The 20,463-nt window shown below is 57.8% G+C and carries 21 protein-coding genes and 1 pseudogene; 6 read left to right on the plus strand and 16 right to left on the minus strand.

What is annotated here, in order from left to right:
* Positions 1-38: 38 nt before the first annotated feature.
* From KJA79_RS20520 to KJA79_RS20580, 13 genes are all read right to left on the minus strand, one after another.
* A complete protein-coding gene (locus KJA79_RS20520; RefSeq protein WP_213043959.1) occupies positions 39-809 on the minus strand; it encodes a molybdopterin-dependent oxidoreductase in 771 nt (256 codons plus the stop codon).
* Positions 809-1,672, minus strand: a complete 864-nt coding sequence (locus KJA79_RS20525) for a cytochrome b/b6 domain-containing protein (protein ID WP_425518129.1) — start codon at positions 1,670-1,672, stop codon at positions 809-811. Before KJA79_RS20525 ends, KJA79_RS20520 begins: the two co-directional genes overlap by 1 nt.
* A gap of 150 nt (positions 1,673-1,822) precedes the next feature.
* The gene (locus tag KJA79_RS20530) at positions 1,823-2,251 is read right to left on the minus strand and encodes a YHS domain-containing (seleno)protein (RefSeq protein ID WP_213043961.1); all 429 of its coding nucleotides are present in this window, start codon (positions 2,249-2,251) and stop codon (positions 1,823-1,825) included.
* Between the two features lie 35 nt (positions 2,252-2,286).
* Positions 2,287-3,453: a glucose 1-dehydrogenase gene (locus tag KJA79_RS20535; protein WP_213043962.1), complete on the minus strand. Its 1,167-nt coding sequence runs from the start codon at positions 3,451-3,453 to the stop codon at positions 2,287-2,289.
* 76 nt (positions 3,454-3,529) lie between these two features.
* The gene (gene cydB, locus KJA79_RS20540) at positions 3,530-4,579 is read right to left on the minus strand and encodes a cytochrome d ubiquinol oxidase subunit II (protein WP_213043963.1); all 1,050 of its coding nucleotides are present in this window, start codon (positions 4,577-4,579) and stop codon (positions 3,530-3,532) included.
* A gap of 18 nt (positions 4,580-4,597) precedes the next feature.
* A complete protein-coding gene (locus tag KJA79_RS20545) occupies positions 4,598-5,944 on the minus strand; it encodes a cytochrome ubiquinol oxidase subunit I (RefSeq protein WP_213043964.1) in 1,347 nt (448 codons plus the stop codon).
* 244 nt (positions 5,945-6,188) lie between these two features.
* A complete protein-coding gene (locus KJA79_RS20550; RefSeq protein WP_213043965.1) occupies positions 6,189-6,458 on the minus strand; it encodes an anti-sigma factor in 270 nt (89 codons plus the stop codon).
* Positions 6,459-6,513: 55 nt separating this feature from the next.
* Positions 6,514-7,242, minus strand: coding sequence for an RNA polymerase sigma factor (locus KJA79_RS20555; protein ID WP_213043966.1), 729 nt, complete (start codon positions 7,240-7,242; stop codon positions 6,514-6,516).
* A complete protein-coding gene (locus KJA79_RS20560) occupies positions 7,239-7,508 on the minus strand; it encodes an STAS domain-containing protein (protein WP_213043967.1) in 270 nt (89 codons plus the stop codon). The genes KJA79_RS20555 and KJA79_RS20560 overlap by 4 nt, the downstream gene beginning before the upstream one ends.
* A gap of 335 nt (positions 7,509-7,843) precedes the next feature.
* Positions 7,844-10,657, minus strand: coding sequence for a sigma 54-interacting transcriptional regulator (locus KJA79_RS20565; RefSeq protein WP_213043968.1), 2,814 nt, complete (start codon positions 10,655-10,657; stop codon positions 7,844-7,846).
* Positions 10,658-10,763: 106 nt separating this feature from the next.
* The gene (locus KJA79_RS20570; RefSeq protein ID WP_213043969.1) at positions 10,764-11,552 is read right to left on the minus strand and encodes a TVP38/TMEM64 family protein; all 789 of its coding nucleotides are present in this window, start codon (positions 11,550-11,552) and stop codon (positions 10,764-10,766) included.
* On the minus strand, positions 11,549-12,568 hold the full coding sequence (locus KJA79_RS20575) for a VOC family protein (RefSeq protein WP_213043970.1): 1,020 nt from the start codon (positions 12,566-12,568) through the stop codon (positions 11,549-11,551). The genes KJA79_RS20570 and KJA79_RS20575 overlap by 4 nt, the downstream gene beginning before the upstream one ends.
* 24 nt (positions 12,569-12,592) lie before the next feature.
* Complete coding sequence (locus tag KJA79_RS20580; protein WP_213043971.1) at positions 12,593-14,134, minus strand: GMC oxidoreductase; 1,542 nt, start codon at positions 14,132-14,134, stop codon at positions 12,593-12,595.
* Positions 14,135-14,254: 120 nt separating this feature from the next.
* Between KJA79_RS20580 and KJA79_RS20585 the strand changes: the two genes are divergently transcribed.
* The 6 genes and pseudogenes from KJA79_RS20585 (at position 14,255) to KJA79_RS23220 (ending at position 18,319) form a co-directional block, all read left to right on the plus strand.
* Positions 14,255-14,608, plus strand: coding sequence for a hypothetical protein (locus tag KJA79_RS20585; protein WP_213043972.1), 354 nt, complete (start codon positions 14,255-14,257; stop codon positions 14,606-14,608).
* 164 nt (positions 14,609-14,772) lie between these two features.
* Entirely contained in the window at positions 14,773-15,417 is a 645-nt protein-coding gene (locus KJA79_RS20590; protein ID WP_213043973.1) for a hypothetical protein, read from the plus strand.
* Between the two features lie 70 nt (positions 15,418-15,487).
* Positions 15,488-16,312: a GNA1162 family protein gene (locus tag KJA79_RS20595; protein WP_213043974.1), complete on the plus strand. Its 825-nt coding sequence runs from the start codon at positions 15,488-15,490 to the stop codon at positions 16,310-16,312.
* A gap of 102 nt (positions 16,313-16,414) precedes the next feature.
* Positions 16,415-17,164, plus strand: a complete 750-nt coding sequence (locus tag KJA79_RS20600) for an intradiol ring-cleavage dioxygenase (protein WP_425518126.1) — start codon at positions 16,415-16,417, stop codon at positions 17,162-17,164.
* 70 nt (positions 17,165-17,234) lie between these two features.
* Positions 17,235-17,819 (plus strand): hypothetical protein, encoded by a 585-nt coding sequence (locus KJA79_RS20605; protein WP_213043976.1) that lies wholly within the window; start codon positions 17,235-17,237, stop codon positions 17,817-17,819.
* 80 nt (positions 17,820-17,899) lie between these two features.
* Positions 17,900-18,319, plus strand: a pseudogene (locus KJA79_RS23220) (VOC family protein).
* 140 nt (positions 18,320-18,459) lie between these two features.
* Here the strand turns inward: KJA79_RS23220 and KJA79_RS20610 are convergent.
* The 3 genes from KJA79_RS20610 to KJA79_RS20620 form a co-directional block, all read right to left on the minus strand.
* A complete protein-coding gene (locus tag KJA79_RS20610; RefSeq protein WP_213043977.1) occupies positions 18,460-19,083 on the minus strand; it encodes a pyridoxamine 5'-phosphate oxidase family protein in 624 nt (207 codons plus the stop codon).
* A gap of 79 nt (positions 19,084-19,162) precedes the next feature.
* Entirely contained in the window at positions 19,163-19,450 is a 288-nt protein-coding gene (locus KJA79_RS23410; protein ID WP_425518127.1) for a zf-HC2 domain-containing protein, read from the minus strand.
* 220 nt (positions 19,451-19,670) lie between these two features.
* The coding region (locus KJA79_RS20620; RefSeq protein WP_425518128.1) for an MGH1-like glycoside hydrolase domain-containing protein at positions 19,671-20,463 on the minus strand (793 nt) is incomplete at its 5' end.

Here is a 20,463-nt window from a genome sequence, read left to right on the forward strand (position 1 = left end):
AAGGAGCGGGAACGAAGCTGGAAACCTGTTTCAACATCCTATATGCCTGCGTACCATTCATACCCTTGATCTTCCCAATAGCCCCCCTTACCCCCACCGATGTCGGCAAGCGACTCGACCAACTCAATGCGTTCGACATACTTTGCTTGTTTGTAGCCCAGCTGACGTTCGAAGCGAAGGCGCAACGGGGCGCCATGAGAAATATCGAGCGTTTTGTCGTTCAATGCATACGCCAGGATCGTCTGCGGATGAAAGCAATCAGCCACGGCCATACTTTCGTAATACGACAGGCCTTCATCGTCGATGTCGGCGCAATAGAAGACCGCATACTTCGCCGTCGGCAGCGGCTCGACTTTGCGCAGCAGGTCGCCCAACGGCACACCGGTCCACTTGCCGATCGCGCTCCACCCTTCGACGCAATCGTGCCGGGTGATCTGCGTGCGCGCGGGCATCTCCTTGATTGCGCCGAGCGAGAACATGGTGGGCGTTGTCACCAGTCCATCGATCAGCACCTGCCAGTCGGCAAAATCGTTCTTCACCATCACGGCATACTCTTCCGTCCCAGGATCCGTATTGCCGTTGGCCGGGAATACGTTCGAAATGTCTCCCTCCCCATACTCTTTGGCCATGGCGCTGGCCGGTGTGACCACGCGCTGAGCCCGTTCGGTCAGGCCCTCAGCCTTGTGGAGAATCGAGGGGAACCAACTGCTCTGCGTCAACTGGTCACAACCGACGAGTGCAATGAGGCTCGCTGCACCGACCGTGGCCTTCAAGAATCCACGACGTTTCATGGCTTGTTCATGCTTCATCACTTCACTCCTTCATGCCGTACGACAAAGTATCCGGTCACCATCGATCGGATGTTGTTAAAGAACCCGGTCAGCATCACCTGCGCGACATGGATGACGATGAACCCGACGAATGAGAAACAGGCGATGAAATGAATCGTCCGCGCCGCCTGCCTTCCTCCGAAGATCGTCAATAGCCAGGGAACCGCGGTATCGATCGTCGGCGACATCGTCAGACCGGTCAGCACAATCAGCGGCGCGAGTCCGAACAGCACGCCGATGTAGGCCAGCTTCTGCAGCACGTTGTAGTGCTTGGCTTCGTTGCCCTTCGGGTGGCGCAACCGGAGATGGTCTTTCACCGCCTGTGGGATGTTCTTCAGATCTCGGCCGGTCGGCAGCAGGTCTTTCGTGAAGTGGCGGCTGATGAAGGCATAGGCTGCAAAGAACAGGCCGTTGATGACGAACAGCCAGGCAAAGAAGAGATGCCACTGGCGGCCCATCGCGAGCCATTTCGCGCTCGGCACAGTCGCCCAAGCGGGAAACGCCCTGGCACTGTTGTTGGAATAACCGAGGACCCCGGTGGTATCGAATGGATAGCCCAGTATCGTGGTGATGCCGTTCACTTGGCCCCCATCCGACGATTTGACGGCGCGAATGGAAAGTAGGGGTCGGTCTCGATCCGATCGATCCCCCCAATAGAGTGCCGGATGGGCGTTGAAAATCTGCAACCCGCTCATGATGAGAATGAAGAGACAGCCCACATTCAGCCAATGGCCGATCCGCACCGGGAGGCGGTGGCGATAGATCCGCTCCTCTGGCAAGTCTTGGCCGGCGGCCCACTCCCCCGGTGCTGTCGAGGGCTGGTCCACCGGCGGCGCAGACATCACGGGCATCGTTTCTGGAACAAGGGGATCAACGTGTAATGTCGGTGTCATAGGCTCCTCCGGCGTGAACGCGTAGCAGAGAAGATGGTGTCGCTCTGTGCATGAGTCGGTGCGTATGGGGAGTTCTTACGCTGAGAAGGGGCGACGGAACTATGGCGTGACCCGAGTGGTCAACCGCACGGCAGGCCAATTGTGGTCGGCTTTCTTGACGTAGCCGGAAATATCTAAGATCCATAGCGCCCGCACGGTGCCACTGTAATTGAGATAGAGCTTCTCACCGACCACCGCAAAGGCGACCGGATCGATGGAGGCTTTGTAGCCTTTCGCCATGCCATAGGCGCAAAAACCGCCATATTGGGGGGAGAATTTCTCCGGGTTCGCAAGAAAGATGTCTCGATGAGTCGCCGAGGCAAAGTAAAAGATCGATCCTTGAAAGACGGCGTGGAACTCGGGAACTCCCTGCATGGGTGTCCCCCTCGTGAAATAGGCAACCGGGTCGTAGCCTCGAATCGCCATGCCGTCTTGCTCAAAGAACTGCCCGCCCCATGAAGGTGCGACGAACAGCAGGATCAGAAGCATCCCGGATATCACTCGTTGCGTTGCGCCCATTGTTCTCATCCATTCGGGATTGTGCATCGCGGCTTCGCCTCATGACCAAGGCGAGGCGTCTGGTCCTGCTGGTCGTAGGCCACATTCACGTAGACCTTGATCGCGCCACGCTCCTCTGTCAGCAACCGCATCATGTCCCGGTAGTTGTCGAGGCCTTCTACCGGATGGGTGAGGAGTTTCGACAGCCAGCCGGAAAACTCCAGCTCCGCCCGCGCGAAGTCATAGACCCCAGCTTCAAAATATTCCCGGTTGGCATTGACCGTTCCGACGACCAGCTTGTTGCCCAGCACGAAATCCAAGTTGATCTTGTCGGCAGGGATCGGATGCTCGCGGTCCCCACCGGTTACACTCGCCAGCACCAGCACACCGTTCTTGCCCAAACATTCCATCGCTTCGAACACCACCGGAGAGTACCCGGTCGCCTCGAACATCAAATCAAAGGGACCGAAACGCCTCGCGGCCTCCCGAATCGACAGGTCGCTCGTGGAAATGTAGCGCACGCCGAGTTCCGCCAAGAGGTCAAGATTACGCGACGGCCCGCCCTGCTTGCCGAAGCTGGTCACATCGAACCCCTTCATTTTCAGCGAGAGGGCGGCCAGTAACCCGACGGTTCCCGCACCCAAGACAGCGGCTTTCCTTGGACGCCAGATTTTGAAACGCCGCTGGGCTTCATAGGCCTGGATAATCCCCTTCTCAATGATCGACGCTGGTTCCAACAAGACGGCCACGGGCTTCAGCCCCTTCGGAATCTTCACGAGGTATTCGGGGTCATCTACGAACCGTTCCGTCAAATAGCCGTGCCGAAGGTTGATGCCCCGTTCGAAATAGGTATCTTCGCTCGTCATGTCGTATTGGCCGATCTGGTCGTAGAAGCTGCCGCCCGGCCGCCGCACTGTGGGCACCACATAATCACCAGGCGTGAACTCAGTGACAGCGGGGCCGACTTCCAGCACCCGGCCCAGACACTCATGACCGATCACGAGAAAGTCGTCACCCGGAGGAGCCATCCCATACTCGGCGGCGTTGATTTCTTTATCCGTGCCATCGATTCCGACACGCAATACCTGCACCAGCACCCCACGGCCGTTCGGAATCTCGTGGACGGACGGCTTCGGCAATTCGGCAAGGTGAATGGAATCCGGCTGTCCTGGAATAACGGCGACGGCTTTCATGATGTCTTCTCCCTGAACGCAGCAGGCGGTGGACCTGCTACTTCGTCAGCAGAGAGGGAAAAATCTTACGGGCTGGTTAGTGAGCAGAGAAATCGCCGGATCCCGGTTTCACGGGACCCCAGAAGAGGCGGTGGATACAGATCTGATAGGCAATGACGGTGGCCAGTCCGATCATAAACCACCAAAAGGCCGCTTGCAGACCATCGCTCCCGGCCGAGGCGTTGGTAACCGTCAAACTGTGGGCAGGATCAGTCGTCGCGATGAGAATATTTGGATAGGACCCCCATGCAATGCCTCCGAGCAAGCCCAGCAGGAGCAGACTCGATGAGGTGAACGCCGCCACATCTCGATCTTGTGCTCTAAATACCTGCACGGCTATCAGCGCGGCGAGTGCGATCAATGGCAGACCATACCCGATCGGATGGGCATCGTAGTTCAGCCGAAGAGACGGCTGTACCAGAGAGAGCACCGGCAGAACCGACGCGACCAGCAGGGCCGTGGCATACCCGGTCAAGCGAGCGACGCGCCGGGCCCTGGCCTGCAACTCGCTGGTGGTTTTCATGGCCAGAAAATTGGCCCCGTGCATGGTCAGGAGCACGACGCTGGTGAGTGCCAGCAACAGCGTGAACCAATCGAGAATGCCCGGCTCAGGGCCTGGGAGGAAGTCGGTCCAGAGTGCCACAAAGAAGTAACCCTCGGCATTCAACGGCACACCGCGAATCAAGTTGCCCAGCGCGGCCCCGAACACGATCGCCAGTAACGCACTGGTGACGGCGAATACCACATCCCAGAACTCTCTCCAGAGAGGATGGTCCAGGTGCCCGCGCAGTTCAATGGCCAGACCGCGGCCCATCAGCAACCAGAGGACAATGATCAGCGCGAGGTAGAAACCGCTGAAACCTGCGGCATAGGCCTTGGGAAAGGCCATAAACAGGACGGCTCCTGCGGCGATCAACCATACTTCATTGCCGCTCCAGACCGGGCCGATGGCCGCCAGGATCACCCGTTTGTCTTTATCCGTCCGAGCGACAAAGGGGTATACCATGCCGACCCCGAAATCGTAGCCATCGAGCACCACGTAGACCGCCAGCATCAACGTGACGGCGCCAAACCAGAAGGTTTCCATCGCGCGACTGTTCTCCAATCAGCCCGGCATGACGTCTCCAGTCGCTACCTCTGCCGGTCCATGTCGAATCGTCTCGGCCAGCAGAAACAGAAAGAGCAGGCCGAGGAACAGGTAAAGGCCGAGAAACCCGATGAGCGTGAACAGCGCATTCCCTGAATGGACTAACGGGGAGACGCCGTCGGCCGTATGGAGCAGACCGTATACGAGCCAGGGTTGACGACCCAGTTCGGTCGTCATCCACCCGGCCGTGGTGGCGATATAGGGAAACGGGACGCTGAGCATGAGCAACCAAAGCAACCAGGTCGTCTCGAAGAGCCTCCCCCGCCATAACCACAGGAGTGCCAGTCCCATCACGGCCACCAGAATGGTCCCCAGTCCGGCCATGATGTGGTACGAGTAGTAGAGAAGCGGGATGTTGTCAGGCCACTCTCGCGGCGCGAATACATCGAGTCCCTTCACATTGGCATAGAGGTCATAATACACGAGCAGACTCAGGGCGGATGGGATCACCAGTGGATTATCGATGGTCATGGTTTCCACATTCGGCTGGCCGACCAACACGACATCGGCTCCCCGCTCGGTGCGAAACAGCCCCTCGAATGCGGCACCCTTGATCGGCTGATACTCGAACACCTGCCTGGCGTTTTCATGTCCCGTCGGCGAGATCATCAACACGGAAGCGACGGCCCCGACGACCACCCCGGTGCGTAGATAGGTTTTGGCATGGGAGCGGTGCTGACCAGCCAATAGATAGAAGGCGCCGACCGCTGCCATCACGAAGGACCCGGTCACCACTGCAGCAGTCATGTTGTGGGCGAACTGCCAGAAGAGCCAGGGATTGGTCAGCAACCCGATCACACTGTCCACGACTAGGCGACCATCCTCGGCCACACGATAGGCCACAGGATGCTGCATCCAGGCGTTGGTGGCCAGGATGAAGTACCCGGACAGCCAGGAGCCCAGGAACAGCATCAGCGCGGCAAACCACTGCACACGGCGGCTGAATCGATTCTCACCGAACAGCAGCAGGCCCAGGAAAGAAGACTCCAGGAAGAACGCGAACACCCCTTCCATCGCCAGGGTTTGCCCGATGATTCCCCCGGCGTAATTGGAGAACTTCGCCCAGTTCGTGCCGAATTGAAATTCCAACGGAATGCCGGTCACCACGCCAAAGGCAAAACTCAGCGCGAAGATGCCGGTCCAGAACCGGGCCACGTGATGAAAATGATCGTCGGCACTCAGCAGATCCCTGGTCCGCAAATAGACCAGCAGCAGGGCCAGGCCCATCGTCAATTGCGGAAAGAGATAGTGAAAGGTGGAGGTAACGGCAAACTGCAGCCGGTCGTAAAGTAGTGCGCTCTCCATGCGCCTCCTCATGCTGACAGATCGCTACCAGAAGACCTGATCCCATCAAATGGTCGTGCACAATGGAACCAGGTTACACTATAGCGACCCCGTCGGGAGAAGTCTCATGGCTTTTGTCGATCGCGACTTCCCTGTGACATGACAGGGCTGAAAGAAGCTCGCGGACGAATGGCTGCCACTTGTGTCCGTGAGAAATCGGTGGATTGCCCCGTCTCACGGGGGCGTGCTGCGCTCATGTGGCCGACTACAGCCGCTGCTGTCGCGCTGAGAATATCCGGCGCAATCGGTCACGCCGGGCCGGTTCTTCGACTGCTCCCGGCAGCAATCCAAGCAGGTTCCGAATGGACGCAATCTGTTTCACATACGTCCCACAACCGACACAGGTGGACAGATGCAGGGCCAGGCGAACGTTTATCGGATCACCCACATGGTCATCGAGGTACGCCGAGGTCCAGCCGACCACCTCACGGCACGTGATGTCCGGTGCCGTGCGTTCAGACGAATCGTGTGCCATGGGGAGGACCTCCAATGATGGTATTCATCCCTGAGTCTCCCCGTTCAGGCATTTCTTACACTGCCTGAGGCACCCCTTCCAGATAGACCTCCGCCGCCCGGCGCACGCGCTCCCGGGCCCGGTGTAAGCGCACATACAGATTGGTTTCCGTGATCTTCAGCAACTCGCACACCTCCTGTGATTCCAGCCCATCGACATCGCGAAGAATCAAGACCTCCTTCAAGTTTCTGGGCAACGCCTCGATCGCCTGGTTCATGGCAGAAACCGCCTGCTGAGAGGCCAACAGTTTCTCCGGGGTTTGGTCGTCCCACGGTTGCGGAGGAAAGGCCCAATGGCCAGCCCATTCGCCTGATTGTTGGAAACGGGAGGGATCGATCGCTTCGTCCTGGTCGTCCTCGTAGGACTCGAGAGCGGAGAACGTCGTGTGCCGCTTCTCGCGCACGCCCCGGTCCTTCGCCTTATGAATCAGAATCCCGAAAATCCAGGTCCGCAGCGACGAGCGTCCCTCGAAGCGGGACAACCCTTCGATCACGGCTATCCACGTGTCTTGCACCACTTCCTCGGCCACCTCCCGATCCGCCACATGGCTCAGGGCCATCCGAATCAGTGCGCCGTGATGTTTGTCGACCAACTCGCCGAACGCACCCTCATCACCGGCGCGGAGCCTGGCAAGGAGGGTCCGCTCTGCCTGCGGGGACGGCGTGCCTGTCGAAACGACCGTCGATTCTCCGGCCAGCAAGGACTGTCCCGTCGATTCGTGATAGGTGGTGATGGCTGAATTCATGACTGGCCTCCAATCTGCAGCAACTCCGTCACAAAACCGGGAGCGCTCATCAGGGTAACTTGGGTGGAAGGGAAGTTCTTGACCACCTCCACTCCTCGCTGATCGATAAAATCCACATGAGAACAGTCCAGATAGACGGTCTTCTTCTGTCGGAGAAACGAGCGGCACTCGCCGTCGAGGAGATCGGCCCACTGCGCCGTGATCTTTCCTTCCAGCTTGAGGAGAACGTCGCTTCCGCTTTCGTGAGTTTTGGTGATCTTCAACATCGCTCCAGCATCTCCTTTGCTCTCCTGCACTGAGCAGACTCATCAGCAACAGCGATGCCACACAGCGCGGCAGTGCCGCCTGATAGGCTAAGTGCTCGTCAATGCAATGAGAAATGGAAGAACGTTGCTGGAATCAGCCGTCTGTCAGCGCAAGATGGATTCCCAAAATATTGGGACCGTCACGATATATTGGGAGAAAAGATCGTCGTTCGTGGATCGTGAGCGAATCTCGCTGGGGAATCGACGTGGGATGTGACGGATTGGGAACGATCAGAAAAAGGGAGGCGGGAAAAGATACGGATCGTTATGCCGGTTCGCGTCTCACGAACGATGCTTTACGCTTCACGATGCTTGCGTTCGATGCCGAGCTTTTTCATCTTGGCTTCAAGGGTCGTCGGTTTCAATCCAAGAACGGCAGCCGCGCCCTTGGGACCACTCACGCGCCAGCTGGTCTGCTCCAACACGTCGACAATGTGCTGCCGTTCTGCTTCCTGGAGGGTGTGCGTCTTGGCCTGACCGGCCTTGCCGTCAGACGACGACAACCACTCGATCGGTTCCAATTCCGGTCCTTCGCTAAGAATGACCGCCCGTTCGATGACATGTTCCAGTTCGCGGATGTTGCCCGGCCAGGGATAACGCTGGAACGCCGTCATCATCCGTTCAGGAATCCGGTCGATCTTCTTCCCGAAGTTCGCGGCGAACTTGCGGACGAAGTACTGCACCAGCAGCGGGATATCGCTCTCGCGCTCGCGCAACGGCGGCAGGTGAATCGGAAACACGTTCAGCCGGTAATAGAGATCGGGACGGTATTGACCGGCCTTCGACTGCTGTGCCAGATCCCGGTTCGTGGCGGCGATCACCCGCACCTTCACTTTGAAGGTCTGCGTACCGCCGACCCGCTCGAATTCGCCTTCCTGTAACACACGCAGCAGCTTCGATTGCAGATCCAGCGGTAAATCGCCGATCTCATCGAGAAAAATCGTGCCCTTATCCGCCACTTCAAAGCGGCCCATCTTCTTCGTCAGCGCGCCGGTGAAAGCGCCCTTTTCGTGGCCAAAGAGTTCGCTTTCGATCAGGCCGGCCGGGATGGCGGCGCAGTTCACCTTCACCAAAGGCCGATCCTTACGAGGGCTCAGATTATGAACCGCGCGCGCAATCAGTTCCTTGCCGGTGCCGGTCTCACCGGTGATGAGCACCGTCGAATCGGTCGGCGCCACCCGCTCCACGTTCTTCAGCACTTTTCTGAGCGACGTCGACGACCCGATCAGTTCTTCGAAATTGTGCGCGCCCTTGATTTCTTCTTGCAGGTAGACGTTCTGCGCTTCGAGCCGGGCCTTTTCCTGCTCCATCAGCACACGCTCGGTAATGTCCACGAACATGGTGCGGGTGTAGGTACCACTGGGATCCGGCTTCGACCACCACTGGATCCAGAGCGGCTTGCCGTTGTCCTTACGGCGCAATTCCAGCACCACGCCGCTGGTATCGGCACCACGGCCGACGGAATCGAAGGCTTCCTTTAAGCGGCGCTGGGCATCCGGCGTGTCCGGAATAAAACTGCGGCCATACGTCCCGTTGACTTCTTCCGGCGTGATACCCAGGCTCCGCATCGCCGCGCGATTGGCCCGCAGAAAGCGGGTGTCCAATCCTTCGTGCACATAGGCAATGGGAGCCTCGTCAAAAAGGTCCCGCAATCGCTCCTCGTTCTCCTTCAGCCGGGTATCCAGGCGTTCTCGCTCCAACTCGGCACCTGCCCGGACCCCGAAAATTTTGAACACCGACAGCACCCGAGGGTCGTCGTGCATCGGCTTGGTATCCATGACGGCGAGATGCCCCATGACTGCACCGGAGCGGTCCGACACAGGAATGGCAAGGTAACTCTCGACACCCAGCTTGGCCAAGTCCTCCCGATGCTCGGGAAACAAGTCTTGTACCTTCTCCGGGAACAGACACACTTCTCCCGCTAACACGCGCTCGCAAGGAGTGTGGGGCAGGTCGTATTCGAAGTTGTCGAGGAAGCCGTCGCCATGCCAGAACGCCAGCGTGCGCACACGCGTATGCGAACCGCTGACAAACTTGGAGACGAAGGCGTATCTGGTCTGGAGCGCTTCCGCGAGACTCTTGACCAGCGAATTGAAAAAATCTGCGCCTGTCGTGGCGGCCGTTCCTTCATCGATCTTCCGCAACGTGAGATCGCTCTTGCATAGCGCTCGTTCAAACCGTAACCGCTCGAACTCCGCAGCCGCTCGCATGGCAAAGATGCCAAGGGTCGATGTCGTCCGCACGGGATCGAGCATCGGCTTGGAATCCATGATTGCCAGGTGCCCGATGACCCGGTCCGAGCCATCCACAATCGGCACCCCACAGTAGCTCTCGACGCCGATGTCCTGGATGAGTTGAACGTGAGGATACAGCTCGCGTAGTTGGTCCGGATGGTGGACACATTTGCGTGTCAGCACAGTTTCGCAGGGGCCGTGTGCCGGCACGTCGAACTGGGGAAGCGGCTGCCCTTTGCCCCATCCCGCTCTGGATCGGAAGCTGATGCCATCCTCTCTGAGCTCGGACACATAGGCATAATCCACGCCGAGCGCGGTGGCCAGCTGCTGCACGAGCGAGGGAAAAAACTGTTCACCGATTTTCGACTCGACCCCTTCGACGATCTGCCGAAGCACAAGGCCGGTCTGCGCAAGATCACGCGTCCTGGCGGCAACCTGCTGTTCCAATCGGCCGTAGGCTTGCTGAATCGCCTGCTCGGCTTCCTTCAGCCTCGTGACATCGCGCGAAATCGCGAGCAGCTGCTCGGGCTTGCCGTCTTTGCCGAGAATGGCGGTCACCGAGACATCCCACCATTTCGGCGTCTTGGTTTGTGCTGTGGCGAAGAATCCGGTGAATCGACCGACTCGACCTTGACGCGCTTCTTCGACAGCGGCACGCGCCTGCTCCCGGTCTTGCCCGTCCCAGAACTCAATCCAAGGGGAACCGACCAGCGGGCCGAAGTCGCAGATCTCCAGCGCCGTCATACCGTGAGCATTCATGGACAGAAGATGCCCGTTGAGATCAAGCACCTTGATGCAATCGCGACTGCTTTCGATCAGGCGAGCGGCCAATTCCTCGCTGCGTCGGAGGGCTTCTTCAAGGTCGGGAGATGCCATCGCACTCACCTACTGAGGACCGTGGAGGGCAGGAAAAATCGCGCAAAGTCTAGCACCGGAGGGGAAAGTCCCGCAACCAAGGGGAACGCGGGCACAACGGGGGCAGTCATGGAGGCGAAAGCCGTGCGCCGCAGCCTATACAGCGGATCTGTAGGGGGATTTCCCTTCGGACCGCCGCCGGGTCCGGCGGCGGTCCAAGGAAGAGCCGGGCGAAGCGACTCGTCCGGTACTGAGCCAGAATCTTGGGCATGGCCAGAAAGCAGGCGACCATCACGACGCCGACGGCAATCAACGGCCATTGGGCGCTGACGACGCTGCTACCCAGATAAACGAACGCAAAGGTCGGCGGCGCCATGCCGAACAGGGTGGCCAGCGCGAAGGTTTTGAGCGACATATTCGTGAGGCCGGCGCCGTAACTCACCACGTCGAATGAAAAGATCGGGATGAACCGGGCGACGAACATGGCGCCCATCAACTGATGGTCCGTACACATCCGGCAAAACGTATGCTCCGTCTTCATGAGATGCGACAGCGCCTCGCGTCCCAACACACGCGCTATGAGAAAACAAACGATCGCGCCGATCTCCGCGCCGATCACGGCATAGAGTGCGCCGTAGAATGGGCCGAAGGCCGCTCCGGCTGCGAGGTCCAACGGCAAACTGGGGATCGGCGGGACGATCACGGCCCCGACCATGCCTCCGATCAGCAGCAGCGGCCCCAGCGGGCCGGCCTCATTGATCCATTGCGCGAGCGCGGTCGGCGAAAAATATCGCTCATAGTCGAATGAGGAGCCCCCCCACCAAGCGGCGGCCACCGCCAGGGCGCCACACCCCAGTTTGATCCAGGTCGTCATCGTGCGCAGCATCCCTGTGGAGACCATCGTTATGGCGCTCATGGTGAAACCACTTGCATCACATGTCCATCGGGATCTCGCACCAGGAAGCCTTTCCCGAATCCCACACTCTTATCCGGCAACGTCACCACGCCGGATGACACAAACTGCGCCCCGTCTCGCAGGGCTGATGCGGCTGCCTCCACATCGGACACCACGAGCGTCGTCTGCCAGTGCCAGAGATCGGTCGGGTGCGAATCGATGGGGAAAGGCCGTCCCGCCGTCGGGAGTTCATATTCCAGAAATTCCAGGCTCGGCGGGTTCAGCTTCGGGGCCAGGCCGGTGACGCGTGTACGGGCGCCGGGCAAACTGTCGAGATACTGTTGGGTCGCGCCCATATTGAGCGTGCCTCCGGCAACCGTCATCCCCAACAAGTCGCGATAAAACTTGGTGCTGTTCTCCGTGCTCCGGACCGTCATCGCCGTGTGATCGATCCCCAGGAACAGGTCGGTCCCGCCCCTCTGCCAGCGTGGATGCCCCTTGCCATCCGGGAACCAGAGCAGTTCGAGATTATGTCCGTCCGGATCTCGAAATTTCATGGCCTTGATGCCGGCGGCGGCGACATTCGACCTCGGGATGGTCTGCGGCCGCGGTGATACCTGGCGGACATGGTGCTTCCGCAGCTGCGCCCAGGCGGCCTCCATGTCGCGCACGACGATGGCGCAGTGCTGGAACCAGAGATCATGGCTGTAAGACGGCATCGGAATCGGCCGCAGGTCCGGGGGCGAGAGAAACTCGGTCAGCACCAGTTCCTGTTCGCCGAGTTGCAGCCTCACCACTCGCGCGCGCACGCCGAACAGACCCCAGAATTGATCATATTCAGGCCCATCGACCTCCACGTCACTCAGCGGCGTGAACGTCAATACGTCACGGTAGAAGGCGATGGATCGGTCCATGTCCGAGACGGTGAAGCCGACGGAGGCGACGGATTGGACTGCAACCTGGGCCTCCGATGGCACGGTGAAACATACAAGGAATGGCAGGGCGGTGAGCACAATCTTCCTGGCAAAACTCTTCACGTTTCACCTTTCACGCCGGTTGTTTCACGCAAGTCTTGAGAGCAGATGATCCCCTACTCGCAGGGCGTTCGCGATGATCGTCAGTGAGGGATTGACCGCTGAGCTCGAGACGAAGAAGCTTGCATCCACAACGTAGAGATTATCCAGATCGTGCGCCTTGCAGTGCACGTCCAGCACGCTGGTCTTTGGATCACGCCCGAAGCGGACTGTCCCGCACTGGTGTGCCGTGCCGGCAATCGGAATCTTCTTCCCCAGATACAGGTGTGTGGGCAGCAGATGTTCTTCGCAGCCTAGATGATTGAGCATGCTCTTGAGCTTGGCAGCCAATCGCTGATGCGCCTCCAGATTGTTTTCCGTATAGGCGAGTGTGATGCTCCCGTCCTTGCCGACAAGCACGCGGTTGTTCGGATCGGGCAGATCTTCCGAGGTCATCCAGAAGTCGAGCGAATGTTTCGCCATCTTGTCGAGGGCAAGCCCCGGCGCAAAGGCCGGCGCACCGGCCCGCAGCGAATCCAGATTCTGCTTCCCGATCATCGAGATGTGGCCCATGGGATAATTCCACTCAGTCGAGGGAAAGTAGAAGTCGTTGAGGCCGATGGTTTTTTGAAAGACCGTCGGGTTCGGCAGCCTGGAGATCGCCAGCATGGCCGAATTGTTGTGACACATGTAGTTCCGGCCCACCAGGTCGGAGGAATTGGCAAGCCCATTGGGATGTTTCCCGTTCGCGGACTTTAACAAGAGCGCGGCCGAGTTGATCGCGCCGGCTGAGACCACCACAATGTTGCCTGTGAAGATGTCCGTCCAGCCGTCGCGCTCCACGACGACGCCCGTGACTTCACGGCCTGTCCCCCTCGACTCCAATCTGACGACCAGTGCGTTGGTGAGCAGCGTCACGTTCGGATACTGCAACGCCGGATCGACACAGACCACTTGCGAGTCGGCCTTGGCATTCACCAGACAGGGGAAACCGTCACAGGTGTTGCATCGGATGCAGGCACTATGCTCCTTCTGCTGTTCGTCCAGCATCACCCCGACCGGCAGATGAAAGGGCTTGTAGCCGCACTTCTGCCAATCCTCATGCAGCACCTGAATGCGAGGCTCGTGAGTGAGCGCAGGATACTTGTACGGCGCGCTGGCCTTCGGTTCCGTCGGGTCTTCCCCGCGGTTGCCGTGCACGTGGTACAAATACTCAGCCTGGGTGTAATAGGGCTCAAGGTCGTCGTAGCCGATCGGCCATTCCGGTGAAATCCCGCCGTAATGTTTGACCTCGCCGAAATCCTGTGCCCGCATGCGCAAGAGCGCCGCGCCGTAGACCTTCGAATTCCCGCCGACATTGTAGTGGATGCCAGGGTGAAACGTACCCCCGTGTTTGTCCTTCCAGGTTTCCTTGGCCTTGTACTTGTTGTCGATGAAGACGGTCTTGGAACTCCAGTTGTCCTTCTCACGCGGCAGGTATCCGCCCCGCTCCAACAAGAGAATCTTTTTCCCCGACGGCGCCAGCTTATAGGCCAGCGTGCCCCCGCCAGGCCCGGTCCCGATGATGATGATGTCGTAGTGAGTCGCCATGGCAGGTAGTCGGAAGAACCGGCATTGTCTTACACCGGAGAAAAGAATCCAACCGAGCGGTTGATCCGTAGGGGTGATAGGGTGTCGTGATCATTCACTGGTTCAAACAAGGAGGCCGTTATGTATGTGATGAAAAGCATCGGAATTGTGGGTCTGGGTATCGCATTAGTGGGCGCACTCAGCGGAGCGCCGGTCTTTGCCGCAGACAAGCCGATCGAGGACGGGTCGAAGATCGTGATTACGGCTCCCAAGGATGGAGACAAGGTCGGCGATAGCTTTGAGCTGAAGTATGATTTGACGAAGGGCTCGCAAGCCGCGCATGCCCACGTGTATCTGGACGATCAGTACCAAAAGGGCTTCGGAGGAACGTTCAAGGGCATTCCCAAAGGCAAACACAAGGTGACCGTGACCGGCGCGACAAAGGATCATGCCCTCCTCGCCGCCACCCAGAGCATCAACGTCGAAGTACAGTAACCCTACGGCGACTGCTCTTCACCGCCGCCGGGGTCTCTTGCAAGAGAGGCTCCGGCAGCCTTCGCTTGGGTACATATCCGCCGCCTATTTCTCCGCACGAGGCATTCAGCTGCTTTCTACCCGAAATTCATTTTCAATGGTAAGCTGCTTAGAATCCGCGCCAAATGACCAAGTTAATCGCCATATCCGTTGTTATTCTGCTCTCGAGTCTGCTCGCTGGCTGTCCCGCTCGACCACGTCCGCTTAATCAGCCCCAAGTTATTTTCTCCGAAGGCGCCTATACACATGAGCGTTCGGGAATGACCTTCCCTCTGGCTGTGGGCGATTTTCGTCGAAGCCTGATTCAACGCTATGATCAGGATGGTTTGGATCTCAGTGCAGGTTACGACCTCTACTTGAGGCAACAAAAAATCGCCGCGACTGTCTATGTATATCCCTCCCCGTCATTGGTCTCTATTGGCTCACCTCCAGGAACAGTGGCCTCGGCACGGACATTCCTCGCAAAGAGGGAGTTTGAAGCGCGCATGCGCGAAGTCCTACAGCCCCGGCCTAGCGCGCGGCTGATCGAAGACACAGAGATTTCAGTTCCGATTGGCGGAACTCTCCGCGTCGGAAGGATGACCACGTTCGAATACGAGGATCAGTTCGCGGGGAAACGACAACCGCTCCGATCCCACTTGTGTATGTTTAATTTTGTAGGTGGTACCTGGACACTGAAATACCGCATTACCTACCCCGCTAGCTTCGAAGCAACTCGTGAGATAGATACCATCTTGCAGGGGGTGCCCTGGAATGTCCCGAAAGAGTGACCGCTTCATTGCCAATCCTCCGCGAGCCTGTGTGATTCCCCTAATATATAAGATACTGTCTGGTCTAGTGATGGTCCTTCAACTAGCCGGGTGCAAGGCGACGTACGACTTAGGTGTGTACGAGCAGAGCTTGTTGGCGCTAGGCGGACCGGATGGTGTCAATCAGAGTGCCGCATTGTTGGATCAATCTATCGTTTCCGCCGAAATGGTTTCAGCCATAATTCCCCCTGGGGTTTATGCCGATCATGGCATCCTTCTTCACATGGCGGGGAACAAGGCCGAGGCGATGAGGCAGATTAGCAAGGAAAGTGAGCAATATCCTGAATCCAAACAGTTCACCGAAAACTTGCTCACAGTTATTTGGAACACTGGACTGCGATTGTCGGGAGATTCGTCCTCACCGCACCGATACCCCTCGGTACTCGTGCTCCCTCCCATCAACAAGTCTGGCAACCCGCAGGCAGGACTGGCTTTTGAGATGACACTAAACCGACAATTTATTGAGCGTGGGTACTATGTCTTTCCCACGCTTGCAACACAAGCCCTCGTCACTGGCGCGGGCGCAATGCCCGCCGATATGTCAGTTGCTGACCTGTCATACTTACACAAGCTGACGGGTGCGGATGCCGTTCTCTCTGTTACCATTACTGAATGGGAGCCGACCTGGATGATTATTCCTCTGATTCGTGTGGCGGCGGAATACAAGTTAGTGGATACTGCCACGGGGCAGGACATTTGGAAGAGCACCGCGCGGGATGAATTCGATCCTACGGTAACTGGTGGCGGCGGACCTGTTGTTGTCATGGATAAGGATCTCCGTGTACCGGCTCGTAGGCTCACCGCTAAGGCACTCAAGTCTTCAGAAAATGGACTTCCCTACGGTCCCTATCACTAAAGACGGAGTCCTATTACTTCCTGAGGCATCCCGCTGTCTATGGTGAAGTGGACTGAACGACAGACACATTTGAGCGGGGACAGAAATCCTCAAAGGAGTTGGATGTCTGTGCGTAGATCGAAGGCTTCTACAATCGCCCTGGGCCACCTCCTTTCCCGCCGCCAAGTGGTCGCATTGCTCGGCGCAACCGGCGCGTTCTGGCTCATGGGCGGCGGTCTGTTTTTTCGGCGGTCTATCGCCGGGACGCAGGTTCCCTCCTGTGTGGGCAGGCCGGAGCAAACCGAAGGCCCCTATTTCGTTGACGAACACTTGAATCGTTCCGACATCCGTTCAGACCCGACAACCGGGCAAGTCAAACCCGGGACCCCACTCGCGCTGACATTGCAAATATTCCGGCTTGGCTCCGGAGACTGTCTGCCACTGGCCGGCGCTCAGGTGGACATCTGGCACTGCGATGCGTTGGGGGTCTACTCGGATGTGCGAGATGCCGGCTTCGACACCGTCGGCCAGACGTTTTTGCGTGGCTATCAAATCACCGACGCGCATGGCGAAGCCAAGTTCGTCACTATCTATCCTGGTTGGTATGCGGGCCGGACGGTGCACATTCACGTGAAGGTTCGTACTGCGCATGCCGCCGAGCGGCACTTTGAGTTCACGTCGCAAATGTACTTCGAGGACGGGCTGACGGATCGTGTCCATACTGATCAACCATATGCCGCGAAGGGCAGGCGCAACGCGCGAAACCAGGATGATCGCATTTTCCGGCGTGGCGGGGATCAACTCATGCTCGCTCCGACAGCCACAGACGAAGGTTATGCGGCGGCCTTCGCGATCGGCCTGCAATTTCCCTAAAAGGAACGTAGCGCGCGCCGGCTCTGTCTTGAGGTGATTCGGTATTGCTGGAAAGAGGTGGAGGAGGAACATGTTTTATTTCAGCGCTGATATGACGCTACGCTTTGGACTGTTGGTGACGCTTCTTCTTACCTCGGCCTGTGGATTCAAAAGCACAACCTTCATTGGTGTGCATGGGATGGGAACACAGAAGATGTTCGGTGTCGTTGCCCAATCAGCGGTGGATCCCGTGGATCAGTTTCTTAAAGACTGGCTTGCTCAATGGGAGAAAGGATCATGCAGTGCCTGCTACACCCATTTAAGTGACGTAGCGAAGAATGACGTATCACCATCGAAATTCAATGAGGCCGTTGAGGATCTTACGGCGCGCTTTGGCTTACCACAACACATGACGAGCCTAGATCAGCCAATGGCTATGATGCTTCCCCGAATGGATGAAGCACTGCTGGAAAGGAGCACGGATGCAGCGCTCAAATACTACTCCTACGTCGTCACGACCTATTTGAGCCACCGCCCTACCAAAAACCTCGTCTATGTACTCGCAGTGGGAATGAAGGGTGGTCAGCTTTCTATTCTTGGATTCGCAATTTTCGAACAAATTCAAAGTCTCAACGAAAGGCCCTCCAAAGTGTATGGATTCGGAATTCCACTCTAGGTCGAAAGACTGTCATTTCCGACCCTCTGTTTCAAGGTGCACAACGGTTCCTCCCATGATGTTCGCACTGAGATAGCAATATGAAAGCACGCATCACCGTCATTACGCTTGGTGTCGACAATCTCGAACGACGCTGCCCTTCTATCGCGATGAGCTCGGGTTATCGACGAAGGCATCGTTGGCCGAGAGTTCGAATATGGCGCGGTCGCGTTCTTTAATTTACAGAACGGCTTGAAGCGTGCTCTGTGGGCGTGCAAGGACATGGCCCAAGAGGCCAAGGTGCCGCTTGGTCCGCGAAGCGCCACTGAATTCGTACTCGGACACAATGTCACACGCAAGACCGAGATACAGGTGGTGATGAGCAGGCAAGCCGGGCCGACGCCATAAACGCCGACGCGGCTCACGATGCATTCTGGGGTGGCAACACCGGTTCGTTCCAAGATCCCGACGGACATCTTTTGGTAGTCGCCTGGAATTCTGACTGGGAACTTACGGACTGATCACCGCTCTCCATGCCGCACGGCATGATCCAGAGATTGCCGTACAGATTCGAGAATCAGCGAGCCTCGTCTCAGGCCTGAACAGGTCGATCGGTCAGGACAGGTTATGGCGACTCTCTGGAGACTGCACAATGATTGGCTTACCTGAGGCGCGCCGCACTGTGGCTTTTCAACGCTTTGTTCTCTGACTCCAATTCGGCGAGGCGATCGCGCAGAGGTTGCACGAGGGCTTCAACCTCCTCTTGTGTGAACCGCGGTTGAATGTGCTGCCGGCAATTGATATCGAATGCTTCAACGTGAAAGCGGATGGCGCGTTCGGGCTTCCCTTTATAGCTCGGATCAGTGAGTTGCTTCATGAGGCGCAGATCATGATCGACGACCTCGGCTGTGCCCCAGATTTTGACCCGGGTTTGGCTGGTGTAATCCATGAGAAACAGAAAGGCTTGGTTGTTTTCGAACAGGTTTCCGATTGAGATGTACTGCCGATTCCCCGCGAAATCGGCAAAGGCCAGGGTACGCTCATCCAACACCTTGAGAAACCCCTTTGGCCCCCCTCGGTGCTGGATATAAGGCTGCCCCTTCACGTTAGCGGTGGCCAAATAACACGAATCACGGTCGCCGATGAAGTCGGCGAGATCCTTGGAGATTGTATTCTCCCACCCACCATCCGTTTCCATCCGCTCATAGTGCTTCCGTGACCCCATGCGTTGTTGAACCGCCTTCACAGATTCGGTAAACGCAATGTCGCTGATGGGTGGTTTCATCGTCGCCCTTTCCCGAACAGATAAGGCCGCTTCCCCATTCTCCGCTTACGCATAATGGCGAGGAACAGACCCTGGTCGCCTACTTGTGCCTGGCACGAAACGTTTCTGTCAAACGGGTCTTGATGGCAGGAGAGGGAAACGAAGCCTTGCCGTGCCGGCACCGTTCACCCGAACGGAGCAATATTTGCCGAATGGTGTGCAATTGAACTCGGTATCGCGCACAGGCGTCACAGATCCAATAATGGAGCCGGAGACTGAGCCGGGTCGCCAAGGGCAGCGGTCGATCCATAGCTTGAGAAGCCAACCGGGTAACTTCTTTGCAGGGGAGAGTGATATGAGCCAGTAACGTGGTGATTATGTTGCGCAATGTTCTTCGCTTCGTCCCGCCCCTTACGACTCGACATCAGGGATTGAGCGTCGCGCCTTTCCCCCGCCTTCGTTGTACTAACTTGCCCTTCTGTAGCTGAGTCGATGGAGGAACCGTTTTCTTACACTGGTGCGCAAGAACCTGTTTCATCTTAACTCTCAGCCTTTGAAAGAATGCCTCCGCTTCTTGCTCCTGCTGATTGGGAGGGCTGACGGCTGCTTCACTCTCCCGATTGCTGAATCAGCTTGGCCACCAATCCCGTCCAACCCGTTTGATGGCTTGCCCCTATTCCTGCGCCATTGTCCCCATGAAAATATTCGTAGAACAAGACATGGTGGCGCCAATGGGGATCGTCTTGGAATCGCTGGGTTCCCCCGAATACCGGACGCGTTCCGTGGGCATTCCGGAGAAAAATATGGATCAACCGGCGAGAGATCTCGGTCGCCACTTCCCACAGCGTGGAGTGACGGCCCGACCCCGTCGGGCATTCCACCCGATACTGATTGCCGAGAAAGTAGTGGAACTTTTGCAGCGACTCGATCAGGAGATAATTGACCGGGAACCAGATCGGTCCGCGCCAATTCGAATTGCCTCCGAACAAGCCCGTGCCGGATTCCGCCGGTTCGTACTCCGCGCGATGCTCACGGCCCATGACCGACATCACGAAGGGATGATCGCGGTGATAACGCGAGAGCGCGCGGATACCGTACGGAGACAAGAACTCCGCTTCATCCAGCATATACCGCAACACGGATTTCAGGCGATCTCGGCTGACAAGCGAGAGAAAGCGCCGCACGCCTCCGTCGCAGGACTGCGTTTCCAGATGCTGCGCAAAGTCCGGCCGGTTCTCGATGAACCACTGCATCCGGTGCTTGAAGCGCGGCAGGCTGTCCACGAGTTCGGAATCGAGCGTCTCGACCGCAAAGAGAGGAATCAGACCTACCATCGAGCGGACCTTCATGTGCTGGGTTTCCCCGGTCGGCAGGTGCAACACGTCGTAGAAGAAGCCGTCT

Source organism: Nitrospira defluvii (genome assembly GCF_905220995.1).
Lineage (GTDB): Bacteria > Nitrospirota > Nitrospiria > Nitrospirales > Nitrospiraceae > Nitrospira_A > Nitrospira_A defluvii_C.